9 protein-coding genes and 2 rRNA genes are annotated in these 14307 nt (G+C 59.0%); 2 read left to right on the top strand and 9 right to left on the bottom strand.

Going from position 1 to position 14307, the window contains the following annotated elements; translation table 11 throughout:
• Nucleotides 1-85: 85 nt before the first annotated feature.
• The 4 genes from AYM40_RS05430 to cueR all read right to left on the bottom strand — a co-directional run bounded on the left by AYM40_RS05430 (nucleotide 86) and on the right by cueR (nucleotide 2851).
• Nucleotides 86-1135 (bottom strand): ABC transporter substrate-binding protein, encoded by a 1050-nt coding sequence (locus AYM40_RS05430; RefSeq protein ID WP_063495330.1) that lies wholly within the window; start codon nucleotides 1133-1135, stop codon nucleotides 86-88.
• A gap of 269 nt (nucleotides 1136-1404) precedes the next feature.
• Nucleotides 1405-1758: a hypothetical protein gene (locus AYM40_RS05425; protein WP_063495329.1), complete on the bottom strand. Its 354-nt coding sequence runs from the start codon at nucleotides 1756-1758 to the stop codon at nucleotides 1405-1407.
• 229 nt (nucleotides 1759-1987) lie between these two features.
• Nucleotides 1988-2134, bottom strand: a complete 147-nt coding sequence (locus AYM40_RS38035) for a DUF3563 family protein (RefSeq protein ID WP_074284875.1) — start codon at nucleotides 2132-2134, stop codon at nucleotides 1988-1990.
• Nucleotides 2135-2428: 294 nt separating this feature from the next.
• On the bottom strand, nucleotides 2429-2851 hold the full coding sequence (gene cueR / locus AYM40_RS05420; protein WP_063497851.1) for a Cu(I)-responsive transcriptional regulator: 423 nt from the start codon (nucleotides 2849-2851) through the stop codon (nucleotides 2429-2431).
• A gap of 123 nt (nucleotides 2852-2974) precedes the next feature.
• Here cueR and AYM40_RS05415 point away from each other — a divergent pair, with 123 nt between their 5' ends.
• Together AYM40_RS05415 and AYM40_RS05410 are read left to right on the top strand one after the other, a co-directional pair.
• On the top strand, nucleotides 2975-3193 hold the full coding sequence (locus tag AYM40_RS05415; RefSeq protein WP_063495328.1) for a heavy-metal-associated domain-containing protein: 219 nt from the start codon (nucleotides 2975-2977) through the stop codon (nucleotides 3191-3193).
• A 17-nt stretch (nucleotides 3194-3210) separates the two neighbouring features.
• The gene (locus tag AYM40_RS05410) at nucleotides 3211-4131 is read left to right on the top strand and encodes a dTDP-4-dehydrorhamnose reductase family protein (protein ID WP_063495327.1); all 921 of its coding nucleotides are present in this window, start codon (nucleotides 3211-3213) and stop codon (nucleotides 4129-4131) included.
• Nucleotides 4132-4237: 106 nt separating this feature from the next.
• On the opposite strand, the gene AYM40_RS05405 is transcribed toward AYM40_RS05410, so the two are convergent.
• From AYM40_RS05405 to AYM40_RS05385, 5 genes are all read right to left on the bottom strand, one after another.
• Nucleotides 4238-7897, bottom strand: a complete 3660-nt coding sequence (locus tag AYM40_RS05405) for an error-prone DNA polymerase (RefSeq protein ID WP_063495326.1) — start codon at nucleotides 7895-7897, stop codon at nucleotides 4238-4240.
• A gap of 5 nt (nucleotides 7898-7902) precedes the next feature.
• Nucleotides 7903-9795: a Y-family DNA polymerase gene (locus AYM40_RS42220; RefSeq protein WP_063495325.1), complete on the bottom strand. Its 1893-nt coding sequence runs from the start codon at nucleotides 9793-9795 to the stop codon at nucleotides 7903-7905.
• The gene (gene imuA / locus AYM40_RS05395) at nucleotides 9695-10534 is read right to left on the bottom strand and encodes a translesion DNA synthesis-associated protein ImuA (protein WP_063497850.1); all 840 of its coding nucleotides are present in this window, start codon (nucleotides 10532-10534) and stop codon (nucleotides 9695-9697) included. Before imuA ends, AYM40_RS42220 begins: the two co-directional genes overlap by 101 nt.
• Nucleotides 10535-11028: 494 nt before the next feature.
• Nucleotides 11029-11141 (bottom strand): 5S ribosomal RNA (rrf, locus tag AYM40_RS05390).
• Between the two features lie 219 nt (nucleotides 11142-11360).
• Nucleotides 11361-14241: ribosomal RNA gene (locus tag AYM40_RS05385) — 23S ribosomal RNA — on the bottom strand.
• Between the last annotated feature and the right edge of the window lie 66 nt (nucleotides 14242-14307).

The raw sequence follows: 14307 nt of genomic DNA, 5'->3' as shown, positions 1-14307 counted from the left end.
CCGCGCAAACTTGTATCTTGGCGATCGAGCAGCGCCCCCGGTCGCATACGCGCGCGACCGGGTAAATCATCCGCCACCAGAGCGCCTACTTGAGTTGCGCCGCTGCCTTGCGGGCGAAGTCGTTGGTATAGGTCGCGTTCAGATCGATCTTTTTCGGATCGAGGCGATTATCGAACGACGACAAGGCGCGTAATGAGGTCGCCGGACCATCCGCAGGCATCAAACCATCCGGCGAATAGGCGTCACGCACGTTGTGGAAGGCCTCCACATAGAGTGCCGAGTCGTTGAGCAAATAGGCCGGCGGCACCATCTTCAGCAAGTCGGCATCGCTCGCGGTCTGCAGCCAGTGGTCCGCGCGCACGATCGCATTGGCGAGCGCCTGCGTCGTCTTCGGATACTTCTGGATGAAAGTCTCCGATGCATAGAGCGTCGCCGCCGGCATCGTCCCGCCGAATACCTCCTGCGTGCCCTTCACGGTCCGCGTGTCGACCAGCACTTTGATCGCGCCGCTACGCGTCAGCTTGGTCATCATCGGATCGACATTGGACAACGCGTCGATCTGACCGCCGCTCACCGCGGCCAGTACCGTGGCGCCGCTGCCCACGCCGATCGCCGAAATCTCGTTGCGCTGTACGCCCGCCTTGCGCAGAGCCACGGTAAGCACCAGATCCGTCGACGAACCCGGCGCGCTCACGCCAACTTTGGCCCCCTTGAAGTCCGCCAATGTCTTGATCTGGTCCGCCTTCGATTTCAGCACCGCGACGACGATCTGCGGCGCGCGGCCCATCAGCACGAACGCGCGGTAGTGTTGCCCCTTTGCCTGCATGAACAACGTGTGCTCGAATGCGCCGGCGCCCACGTCGGCGCTGCCGCCCACGACCGCTTCCAACGCCTTCGACCCGCCCGCGAAATCTTCGAGCGTGACGTCGAGCCCTTCGTCCTTGAAGTATCCCAACTGCTGTGCGGCGAGTACCGGCAAATAGTAAAGGCCTGGCAAACCGCCGACGGCCATCGTCAACGTGGGCTTTTCCGGTGTGTCTTTGGCGAGCGCGACACCGGGCAGCGCCGCGGGTACGATCAGCGCGATCAACGTGGCGCAGGTGCCGGCGATACGCCGCATCCAGTGAGTAGGCATTTGATGTCTCCTTGTTCTGTTTTCATTCGATGCAATGGCGCTGCGCACTGCGCATGGCCCGCATCGCTGGCGAGAAAGCGCGCAACGATTGTCGTCGGACCGTTTCGCACACGCCATGCGCCGAAACCCGAATGGCGTATGCAGTGCCTCGCGCGTTAGCCGAAGGTGCGCGTGCACATGCGGCCGCACGACAGAGGCACCGCCGCTCGAAGCATCAGCGGATGGAAAAAAGGAAAAGAAACGACTGGAAGATATCGCGCCGGAGACGCTTATTGCGCACGCGGCACGGGACGAGGTTGTGGCTGCGGTTGTGGAGACGGCGTGCCGCCGCCGACAGGCAACGGGATGTAGGGCGCGACCACGATCGGCATCGACGAATTCGGCGCCAACTCCGTGGGCGTTGCGATGGGCTGCGCCCCGACGATCGGCTGCCGCGAGAGCGGCGCGGTCTGCAACACGGTGCCGCTTTGGCCGTCGCTAATGCCGCTTTGCGAGTCGAGTATCACGGGTTGGCGGGCGTTGTCGCTCGACGCAGCGAAAGCCGCCGGTACTGCAACCACTGTTGCCAGCGAGGCTGCGACGGCCATGGCCAGGGCGGATTTGAGCAAGCGGACAGGAAGCATGGGCGGACCGGTTGAGTTTGAGAATGCCGGATAACGCAGAAAACGCTTCACCTTACCGCGGCGGCAACCGTCAGGCTAGTCGTTATTCGCCGTGAGTCGCTTTGAAGCGCCACTTGCCATGAAATTTTCGCGGTCCAGATGTGACAAAGCCCCGTCTATACGGGGCTCAACACTTTACTGCGATGGCTGCGCATGAGCGCTGCCGGGTCAAACGTGATGCAGTTGAAACTTACAGCGAGTAGCCGTTGGTTTCGAGCGAGCGGATGCGCTGTTCGAGCTGAACGATATCCGACGACGATGCCAGGTAGGCTTCACGACGGCTGCGTTCTGCGGTTTCAAACCAGGTGCTCAACTTTTCAAGTACGTATGCAAACATGATGTTCTCCAAGGATCACATTGAATCCCCGGTGAGTTTTGCATCAGGGATTTCCCGTAAAAGGGTTAACCCGCATTATAGCCTTATGGTGCAACCTTGCTAGTGAAATGCCCGCATGACGTGCATTCCGTTTTGGAATGGTGCACGCCCGTGGTGCATCTAAGCCATTGATTTATATAAATTCAAAGTGACTTCCATGAGTCAATCGATATTCCCCCCAATTATTTGGCACCATTTCTGTGCGTTTTGGCGTTCGGCTAAGACAAATCCTGCGTCAGGTTGCACCCAGCGCTTTCAAATCGGATAGCAACCCTTCCCCGACACCAGATCGGTGTCGGCTAGCCGCTCGATAATCGGGCAATCCGGGCGCTCGTCGCCGTGGCAATGGTCCGCCAGATGCGCCAATGTGTCGCGCATGTCGGTCAGCTCGGCAATGCGGCGATCGAGTTCCGCGACGTGCTCCAGCGCAATCGCCTTCACTTCGGCGCTGGCGCGCGACCGGTCGTGCCACAGCGCCAGCAACCGGCGGATATCTTCGACCAGAAAACCAAGACGGCGCGCCTGCCGGATGAAACGCAGCGAATGAACCTCTTGCGGCCCGTATACGCGGTAGCCGGCGCTCGTGCGCGACTTTGCCGCCAGCAAGCCCACGCTTTCGTAATAGCGAATCATCTTCGCCGTGACGCCCGACGCGCGGGCCGCTTCACCGATATTCATGACTGTTTCCCCAGTGTGTGCGCCGATCATACACCTTCCCATAGTGGGAAGGTCAGCCACTCAACTACGCGTCGGCAGGCATAATTCAATCATCGCAACATTCATTTTTTCGAGGCAATCCCAATGACGATCGAATTCCAGGTAGAAGGCATGAGCTGCCAGCATTGCGTGGCGGCGGTCACGAATGCGATCCGTGAACACGATGAAGCCGCCCAGGTCCAGGTCGATCTGGCATCGGGCCGCGTGGCGGTCGAATCGGCGCAGCCGGCTGACACGCTAAAGGCCGCAATCGACGAGGCCGGTTACACGGTTATCAGCGTGACCAGCGGCCCGGCCCGCTGAGCGAGCGAGCGACCGTTATGTTCAAGGTTGCCGTCATTGGTGCTTCCGGGCTGCTTGGCCGGGCCCTCGTCGACGAACTGGCACAGCAGGCCGGTTGGCGAGTTGTCGCCACGGCGTTCAGCCGGCCGGGGCGGAACACTGTTGCGCTGGATATTCGCGATGCGCGGGCGGTCGAGCAATTTGTCGAGCGCGAAGTGCCGGACGCGCTCGTGATTGCCGCTGCGGAACGCCGGCCGGATGTGTGCGAGCACAATCCGGCGCTCGCCCGGGCCTTGAACGTCGATGCGGTGCGCACCCTGGCCGCGGCGGCAAAGCGGCGCGGCGCATGGACGCTCTCGATCTCAACCGACTACGTGTTCGACGGCGCCCACCCACCCTATCGGCACGATTCCGCGCCCGCACCGCTCAATGCCTATGGGCACAGCAAACTCGAAGGCGAGCGCGCACTGGCGGAATCCACCGATCTCGGCTGCGTGCTGCGTTTGCCGCTGCTATATGGGCCGATCGTCGCTTGGGCAGAATCAGCGGTGACGAGTCTCGTGCCGGCGATTGCCGCGTCGGCTTCACGCGAGGGCAACGCCGCCGCCATGGATGCATGGGCGATTCGCTACCCGACCTTTACGCCGGACGTTGCGTTCGCGATCCGGCAGATGCTCGAACGGCATGCGCGTGGCGATGCGATCCGCGGCATCGTGCAATGGTCGGGCGACGAGCCGATGAACAAGTATGAAATCGCCGTGCGGCTGGCAGAAGCGCTGCAACTTGATGCGCAACTGACGCCACAACATACACCCACCGACGCGACGCCGCGTCCGCATAACTGCCACCTGGCGTCGGACCGGCTCGCGGCGCTCGGCATTGGCCGCCGCACGCCATTCGACGTTGCGATCCGGCAAGTGCTGGCCGCATTTCCATGGCGGGGCGAGGCAGCGGCGTAGCGCCCGGCCGCGCGCTTAACCACGGCAGGTACTATCCGCGTTTCCACGGCCCGGCGGCACGCCAGCCTGGCGTTGGACCTGCAAGCTAAACCACGGCAGGTCGGCATCAATGAAAATCGCGGCTCGCCGTGGCCAGTTCGCCGAGCCACTCGCTGTGATCCTCGAGTCGATGCGCGACGAGATGGATCACCTCGCCCTTCTGTTTCCGTTTCGCCTTGCCCGCTTCATTTGCGTTCACCACGTTGCCAGCGCTGTCACCGCCGGCAGAAACGCCGTCATCGCGCTGCAAGACGCCATACACCGCCAGCAACGATGAACCCAGCAGCACCTTGCGCTGCTTTTCCACCAGCGATGGCCAGACGATCACGTTGATCGAACCGGTTTCGTCTTCGATGGAAACGAACACGGTGCCGTTTGCCGTGCCCGGCCGCTGCCGCACGGTGACGATGCCGCAGGCGCGCGCCAGCGTGCCGTGCTGACACGCGGCAAGTTCTGCCGCCGTGCGAAAACGCTGCCTGGCAAGACGTTCGCGCAATAGCGCGAGCGGATGACGATTGAGCGTGAGGCCGATGCTCGCGTAATCGTCGACGATCTCGCGACTTTCGGCGGCCTGCGGCAATACCAACGGCGCTTCGGCGATCGGCGCATCGCGCAGCAGTTTGGGCACCGCCTGCTGCGCGGTTACCGCCCACCACGCTTCGCGCCGATGGCCCGCGATGCTGACCAGCGCGTTCGCCGCGGCGAGCGCTTCGAGATCGCGCCGCGTCAAGGCCGCGCGGCGCGTCAGATCGTCGACGTCGGCAAAGTGCGCGTCGCTACGAGCCGCCATGATGCGTTCGGCAGCCACCTGCGAAAGGCCTTTGATCAGATGCATGCCAATGCGTACTGCCGGACCGCGCACACCATAGGTTTTCGACGATTGGAATACGCGTGCGGTCAGCTGTTTTGCCGCGCGCCGGATCGTCCGGGCCACCGTGAAGCGCCGTAACGACAGATCGCGTAATTGCTGCGCGGATAGTACGCCCTGCTGACGATGCAAACAGGTCTCGCTCGATGAAATCCGCTGCCCTTCGTGACCGCGTCTTTCGAAGGTCGATTCCCAATCGCTCAAGGTCACGTCGGGCGGCAATACCTGGACGCCGTGCCGCCTGGCATCCTGCACGAGTTGCGACGGCGAATAAAAACCCAATGGTTGACTGTTCAGCAATCCCGCCAGAAAAGCGGCCGGCTCATAACGTTTCAGCCACGCGCTGAGATAGACGAGCAATGCGAAGCTTGCCGCATGGCTTTCAGGAAAGCCATATTCGCCGAAGCCTTCGATCTGTTTGCAGATGCGCGCGATAAACTCGGGTTCATAGCCTCGCTTGAGCATGCGTTCGGTTAGATCTTTCTGATACTTCGCCAAATTGCCGGTGCGCCGCCATGCGGCCATCGCTCGTCGCAATTGATCCGCTTGCTCGCCAGTGTAGTGCGCCGCAACCATCGCGAGGTGCATCACCTGCTCCTGGAAAATCGGCACGCCAAGCGTGCGCTCCAGCACGGGCCGCAACTCATCCTTCGCGTAGTCCACCGCCTCCAGACCTTGCTTGCGACGCAGATACGGATGCACCATGCCGCCCTGAATCGGCCCGGGCCGCACGATCGCGACTTCGATCACGAGATCGTAGTATTTGTTCGGCTTCAGCCGCGGCAACATGCTTTGCTGCGCACGCGATTCAATCTGGAATACGCCGATCGTATCGGCATGGCCGCACATTTCGTAGACGGCTCGATCCTCGCGCGGAATATCCTGCACCCTGAATTTCGGAAAGCCGCGCCGCAATGCAACGAACTCCAGCGCGCGCCTGATAGCCGACAACATGCCGAGCGCCAGCACGTCGACTTTCAATAGCTTGAGCGCATCGATATCGTCCTTGTCCCATTCGATCACGCTACGGTCTTGCATCGTCGCATTCTCGATCGGCACGAGCCGTGACAGCTTGTCTTTCGCGATCACAAAGCCACCGACGTGCTGCGACAGATGACGCGGAAAGTTGCGCAACTCTTTGGTAAGGCGAATCAGATTCTGCGTGATATGCGATGTGGCATCGAAGCCCGCTTCGGCCAGATATTTGGCGACCGCATCCGTGCCGTCCCACCACTGCTGCGATTTACTGATCCGCTCAATCAATGATGCTTCGAGTCCCAACGCCTTGCCGACGTCCTTCAGCGCACTGCGTGCGTGATAGGTGATCAGCGATGCAGTGAGCGCAGCGCGATGACGGCCGTACTTCCCATAGATATATTGAATCACCTCTTCCCGACGCTGATGCTCGAAATCGACATCAATATCAGGCGGTTCGTTACGCGCGCGCGAGATGAACCGTTCGATCAGCATGTTCATGTGTACCGGATCGATCTCCGTCACATGCAGGCAGTAGCACACGATCGAGTTCGCCGCCGAGCCGCGGCCTTGGCACAGGATGTTTCTGGAACGCGCGAAGCTCACGATATCGTGCACCGTCAAGAAGTATTTTTCGTATTTCAGCTCGGCGATCAGCAGCAGCTCTTTCTCGATCTGACCAATTCGCTTCAGATCCATGCCATTCGGCCAGCGTTCGACTGCGCCGGCCATGACCAGCTTGCGCAGATAGCTCGACGGCGATTCGCCGGCGGGCACCAGTTCTTCCGGATACTCGTACTTCAGTTCGTCGAGCGAGAAGCGGCATAGGGCGGCGATGCGCAGCGTTTCTTCAAGCGTGTCGCGCGGATATAGTTTGCCGAGCCGCACACGCGTGCGCATATGCCGCTCGGCATTCGCCTCCAGCGCGTGGCCGCATGCCGATAGCGGGGTGACGAGACCGATCGCGGTCAGGGTGTCCTGCAATGGCTTGCGCGATCGCGCATGCATCAGGACGCCCCCTGCCGCCACCAGAGGCAAACCGCTCGCTTTTGAAATCATCCGCAACGCGTCAATCTGAAGATCGTCGCTGCCGGTTTGCCAGAGTTCGAGTGCGATCCATGAGCGTTGCGGAGCGACCGATGCCAGCCAATGTGCACAACGCAATGTATGTGAGAGCGTCGCCGTGCGTTGCGGCACGAGGATCAGGACGCAATCGGGCAAGGTCTTGAGATGTTCGAGATGCGGCAATGCATCGGTGAAATCGGACGGACTGAGGCGATAGCTGCCCTTGTCGGCACGCGAGCGGGCGAGCGTGATCAGTTCGGAAAGATTGCCGTAGCCATTGCGGTTGGTTGCGAGCGCAACCAGTGTGCAGAACGGTTCGCCTGCATCGTCCGTCAGATTCAGTTCGCTGCCGATGATGAGGTGAGGGATGGGTTTTAGCGGCTCTTGCTCAGTGGGTCCGTGTTGTGGGGCTTCCTGTTGTGGGGCTTCCTGTTGTGGGGCTTCCTGTTGTGGGACGTCCTGTTGTGGGACGTCCTGTTGCGAGCCCCCTGGATTTGTGGGCGTCGGCTTTGCTGCTTCTTCCAGAAAGGTTCCTACTTGCGCGGCTTTCGCTTTGTGTTCGCGCTCCTTCTGTTGCCGGTCCCGCTCCTGCTTGATTTCTCTTACCGCCGTGTGTGCGCGCACGACGCCTGCCAGCGAGCATTCATCGGTGATCGCGAGCGCGCTATAGCCGCGCGACATCGCCTGCTCGACCAGTTCATGCGGATGCGACGCGCCACGCAGAAACGAGAAATTAGTCAGGCAATGCAGTTCCGCATACGGTGGCAGTTGCGCCACAAGCGCCTGCTCGAACAAGAATGAGGGCCGGGGATTTGCCATGATGCTCAGCCGAACAAACCCTGCAAATACCACTCGCCGCCAAGACGCTCTCGATACACCCAGAACATATGGCCACGATCGTCTGCCGCAACGTAGTAATCCCGCTCGACGCAATTACCGTCCCACCACCCTGCTTCAATCCGTTCGGTACGCGTGAGCATTTTCAGCGGCCGACGATAGATCGGCCGCTGGTCGCGCACCATCAGGCGCAGCGGCTTGTCGAGCATCCAGACGGGGCGAGGCTGCGATGGCAATGCACTGTCGGGCAAATCGAGCGAGGCTTGGGCATCGACCGGTTGTGTGACGAATAGGCGCCGGCTTGTTGAGCCAGACTGTCGGGATAGGTGCACTGGGGGTGCGGTGCGTTCTGCCTGTTCTGCCTGTTCTGCCTGTTCTGCCTGTTCTGCCTGTTCTGCCTGTTCTGCCTGTTCTGCCTGTTCTGCCTGTTCTGCCTGTGTCGCCTGTGTCGCCTGTGTCGCCTGTGTCGCCTGTGTCGCTGCATCTCCGTCTGCGCGCGCAATCTCCAATGCAGCGTGCTGCAACTCATCGGTCAGCCAGGTTTTATCCGCTTTGATTTTTGTCCTGGCTTTCGCAGACGAACGCTTCTTGCGCGAAAACGCTTGCGCCTGGTAGGCCTCGACGCGCATTGCCCGCTCAGGCCGATGATCGTTCTGCACCGACATCTTCAGCACGTTCTCCGGCCCCAATCGCGCGCTCAGGCGTTCGAGCAGACGTGCAATCGAATCGCCGTCTGATTCGGGCATTGGAAACAAGGTGTCCGACCGCCCTGCATACTCGCCGATCTGATCCGCGACCAGTTTCAACTCGATCACGGGCGCCACTAGAACCGTCTGATTCAGCTTCTCACGCAACAGCCAGATCAGATGCTCAGCATCGCGCGACGGTATCGCCCACGCGACCTTCAGACTCGACGTCTTCGGCGCATGACGGGATGCCAATTCATGTTCGAGCAACAACGTATAACCACTGAGCGCTGCATGATGCGCGCTCAACCATCCGGCCAGTTGCACAATCAGCCGGCGCGCGGCGAACAGTAGTGCATCTGCGCTATCGACCCGCGACGGCAACTCCAACTGCGCATGAAACGATGCCGGCGCACGAAACGATTCCCGCGGATCCGGGCGCGTGCCATATGCTTGTGCCAGCAGATCCAGAATGCCACTGCCGAAACGCCGCACGACACCCGACCTTGGCAACTGACGCAAATCGGCCAGCGTCGTGCAACCGAGATGCGTAAGCGCATCGCGATGCACCTGCGCAACCGGCAACAACGATACAGATACGCGATCGAGGACCCGCGCAAGCGACGTTTCCTTCATCACATGCCAACGATGCCCCTGACGATCGGCGCGTGCCCGCGCCAACAGCCACGCGCCCCATGCTGTCGGTGCGCACGCGATGCGCGCCGTATAGCCGAATTCGGCCACAGTCGCGGATACCCGTGATAACAACGCGCGCAAGCCGCCAAACAACCGCAAACCGGAGCCGACTTCCAGCAACAAGGTATGCGCGTGCGCGAGCGACACCTTCGGTGTGTACGTCAGCAAAGCAAGCGCCATCGCTTCGAAAGCCTGGGTTTCTCGAGCTGTGTCTGCAGCAAGCATCTTTAGACCAGGAGCCAAAGCCAATGCGTACGAGCGCGAATGACCCGCATGCACCCCAGCACGCAATGCGTCGAAATCCGGCATCAGGATGTGCGCGTGATCAGCCAGCGCATAGCAACGCACCTCGCCGACATCTTCGGTGCCTGAAGGTTGACTTGCCTCGTCGCCGGGCTCACACCGATTCGGCTTCGCGAGCGAACCATCCAGGAGCGGCTCGAGAGGCTTCACCGCTTCCAGCGACAAGAGTGGCAATGTGACTGCGATCCACAACATGTTTGATCTCTCGTCCTTGATTGCTGCCGACTCCGCTTTCCGGCAACACGACGCTTTGTAACGGCAAAATGAGACGTAGAGGCTCCGCTAGTGGCGGACCGCGGCGCTTGAAGATGTCGATCGAGATACCAATCTCCTGTAACCATTGACGACGGTTGATCGTCTGCGCATTAGCCGGCAAGAGCGGCTCGCAGATCATTCGCAACGGCGCCGGCGAAGATTGCGTGGCTGCCTCGACAGGCCGGATCAAAAATGCCAGCGAGGCCGACTCCTGAGCCGCCACCTGCAGACGCCGAACCTTATCGGCGCGCGCATTCGGCAGCCATACCAGTACGGCACCCATACCATTCTGCTTCAATGCCTGAGCAGCGGCCCATAGGGCCTGGTCTTCACTCGAACGCACCCATAAGACGCGCTCGACATCGATACCCCAAGCCCTCAGTGCCGAAGCACAGGGCTGGTAAGGAGGCGCCACGAGCATGACGTGCCGTTCGGCTTGTGCCGTAAGCTGCCGAAGCGCGCGGGCCAGCAGACGCAGTTCGCCGACTCCTCCGTGTTCAATCAATAACTCCGTCAGGCTGCCGGCCGACCAGCCCTGTCCGGGCAGCAGTTGATCCAGCGCGGCATAGCCGCTGGAAATCACCCGCGAGTCCGCCTCGGCAAGCTCATTGCCTTGCCACACTTGACGCCGCAATCGCGACGACAGCGCTGTCGTCGTCAGATGAATCGCTGCTGCCATAGACACGCTCGTTTAATAGGGAATGCTCCGCCCTGCCCGGCATCGAGCAAGCATGGGGCGACGAGTTTTCACTGTATATTTATACAGTATTCCGCGACGGATGTTAAGACAAGGCGGAGCGACGTAAGCGCGCGCAGGAAGGAAATGAAGAGGAGTTGTGAAGCTGTTCGGCTGCAGTTCTTTCCGCCTGCGAGGGAGTGGTCCTTTGGCGTTGCTGCCAAGCGAACGAAACCAGAGTTAGCGTGCCCTGAGAGAGATGAGAACGGAGAGCCCACGCATGCATGCTGCGAATGGGGGCAAGAACTGACGGGTTACGCGAGCGCGCTCCGGATCGGGAAGGAGTAACGTACCCGCTTTTTTGCTCGAATCGGGGAGCCCACTACGGCCATGGCGATTTTCACCCTTTTTTACGCCCGTTATTTACCGCCACTTTTTACGGCCGTAAACGCAAAAACCCCACCTTTGTGGGGTGGGGTTTCTGGACATGCTGGGGAGCCTGACGATTACCTACTTTCACACGGGAATCCGCACTATCATCGGCGTGGAGTCGTTTCACGGTCCTGTTCGGGATGGGAAGGGGTGGGACCGACTCGCTATGGTCATCAGGCATGACTTGTTGTCGTGTTGACTTTGTCAACACAACCAATCTGGAAGAAGTAGTTTCTGGTGATGCTCACCAGAGGAGCTTTCAGCAAGCTCGGGCTGTGTTGTTCGAGGCACAACATCGATCTCAACCTGTGCATGTGGTCTCAAGACCCTGCGCATGGCGCAGGGTGGGCATCCATAAGTGCTGAAGCACTAACGGCTGCCGACACACACCTGTTATAGGATCAAGCCTTACGGGCAATTAGTATCAGTTAGCTTAACGCATTACTGCGCTTCCACACCTGACCTATCAACGTCCTGGTCTTGAACGACCCTTCAAGGGGCTCGAAGCCCCGGGGATATCTCATCTTAAGGCGAGTTTCCCGCTTAGATGCTTTCAGCGGTTATCTCTTCCGAACATAGCTACCCGGCGATGCCACTGGCGTGACAACCGGTACACCAGAGGTTCGTCCACTCCGGTCCTCTCGTACTAGGAGCAGCCCCCTTCAAATATCCAGCGCCCACGGCAGATAGGGACCAAACTGTCTCACGACGTTTTAAACCCAGCTCACGTACCTCTTTAAATGGCGAACAGCCATACCCTTGGGACCGGCTACAGCCCCAGGATGAGATGAGCCGACATCGAGGTGCCAAACACCGCCGTCGATATGAACTCTTGGGCGGTATCAGCCTGTTATCCCCAGAGTACCTTTTATCCGTTGAGCGATGGCCCTTCCATACAGAACCACCGGATCACTATGACCTGCTTTCGCACCTGCTCGACTTGTCGGTCTCGCAGTTAAGCACGCTTATGCCATTGCACTATCAGCACGATTTCCGACCGTACCTAGCGTACCTTCGTACTCCTCCGTTACACTTTGGGAGGAGACCGCCCCAGTCAAACTGCCTACCATGCACTGTCCCCGATCCGGATCACGGACCAAGGTTAGAACCTCAAACAAACCAGGGTGGTATTTCAAGGTCGGCTCCACGCAGACTGGCGTCCACGCTTCAAAGCCTCCCACCTATCCTACACAGACCGGTTCAAAGTCCAATGCAAAGCTACAGTAAAGGTTCATGGGGTCTTTCCGTCTAGCCGCGGGGAGATTGCATCATCACAAACACTTCAACTTCGCTGAGTCTCGGGAGGAGACAGTGTGGCCATCGTTACGCCATTCGTGCAGGTCGGAACTTACCCGACAAGGAATTTCGCTACCTTAGGACCGTTATAGTTACGGCCGCCGTTTACCGGGACTTCAATCAAGAGCTTGCACCCCATCATTTAATCTTCCGGCACCGGGCAGGCGTCACACCCTATACGTCCACTTTCGTGTTTGCAGAGTGCTGTGTTTTTATTAAACAGTCGCAGCCACCAGTTTATTGCAACCCCTTCACCCTTCTGGCGCAGGCTAGTCAGGCTACAGGGGCGTACCTTATCCCGAAGTTACGGTACCAATTTGCCGAGTTCCTTCTCCCGAGTTCTCTCAAGCGCCTTAGAATACTCATCTCGCCCACCTGTGTCGGTTTGCGGTACGGTCTTGTTAAACTGAAGCTTAGAGGCTTTTCTTGGAACCACTTCCAGTTGCTTCGTGACCTAGATCACTCGTCCCATGCCCTTGAATTCCGCGCCCGGATTTGCCTAAGCGCCTTCTCCAACACAGGAACCGGGACTTCCAACACCCGGACAACCTTCCGCGATCCGTCCCCCCATCGCATTTAACAATGGTGCAGGAATATTAACCTGCTTCCCATCAGCTACGCATTTCTGCCTCGCCTTAGGGGCCGACTCACCCTACGCCGATGAACGTTGCGTAGGAAACCTTGGGCTTACGGCGAGGGGGCCTTTCACCCCCTTTATCGCTACTCATGTCAGCATTCGCACTTCCGATACCTCCAGCGCACTTTTCAATGCACCTTCGCAGGCTTACGGAACGCTCTCCTACCATGCACATAAATGTGCATCCGCAGCTTCGGTATATTGCTTAGCCCCGTTACATCTTCCGCGCAGGACGACTCGATCAGTGAGCTATTACGCTTTCTTTAAAGGATGGCTGCTTCTAAGCCAACCTCCTGACTGTTTTAGCCTTCCCACTTCGTTTCCCACTTAGCAATATTTGGGGACCTTAGCTGGCGGTCTGGGTTGTTTCCCTCTTGACACCGGACGTTAGCACCCGATGTCTGTCTCCCGTGATTGCACTCTTCGGTATTCGGAGTTTGCTATGGCGTAGTAATCCGCAATGGACCCCACAACCATGACAGTGCTCTACCCCCGAAGGTGATACACGAGGCACTACCTAAATAGTTTTCGGAGAGAACCAGCTATTTCCAGGTTTGTTTAGCCTTTCACCCCTATCCACAGCTCATCCCCTAACTTTTCAACGTTAGTGGGTTCGGACCTCCAGTACGTGTTACCGCACCTTCATCCTGGCCATGGATAGATCACCTGGTTTCGGGTCTACACCCAGCGACTGAACGCCCTGTTCGGACTCGCTTTCGCTACGCCTGCCCTAATCGGTTAAGCTTGCCACTGAATGTAAGTCGCTGACCCATTATACAAAAGGTACGCCGTCACCCTCTTTCAAAGGCTCCGACTGTTTGTATGCATGCGGTTTCAGGATCTATTTCACTCCCCTCCCGGGGTTCTTTTCGCCTTTCCCTCACGGTACTGGTTCACTATCGGTCGATCACGAGTATTTAGCCTTGGAGGATGGTCCCCCCATCTTCAGACAGGATTTCACGTGTCCCGCCCTACTTGTCGTACACCTAGTTCTTCCCCGCTGTTTTCGTCTACAGGGCTATCACCTGCTATGGCGGCACTTTCCAGAGCCTTCGACTAACAATGAAGATAACGAGTACAGGCTGCTCCCATTTCGCTCGCCACTACTCTGGGAATCTCGGTTGATTTCTTTTCCTGCGGTTACTTAGATGTTTCAGTTCACCGCGTTCGCTTCACATAGCCTATGTATTCAGCTATGGATACTCCATAAGGAGTGGGTTTCCCCATTCGGACATCTACGGATCAAAGCTCGTTTGCCAGCTCCCCGTAGCTTTTCGCAGGCTACCGCGTCCTTCATCGCCTGTGATCGCCAAGGCATCCACCACATGCACTTGTTCGCTTGACCCTATAACGGGTGTGTCTCATGTCGCATCCACTGGGAATGCAACGCTCGCCACAATCGCTACAGGTT

The sequence above is a fragment of the Paraburkholderia phytofirmans OLGA172 genome (assembly GCF_001634365.1).
In the GTDB taxonomy this organism is placed as follows: domain Bacteria; phylum Pseudomonadota; class Gammaproteobacteria; order Burkholderiales; family Burkholderiaceae; genus Paraburkholderia.
The sequence above is the reverse complement of the archived record's forward strand: the minus strand, read 5'-3'. Positions and strand labels throughout refer to the sequence as shown.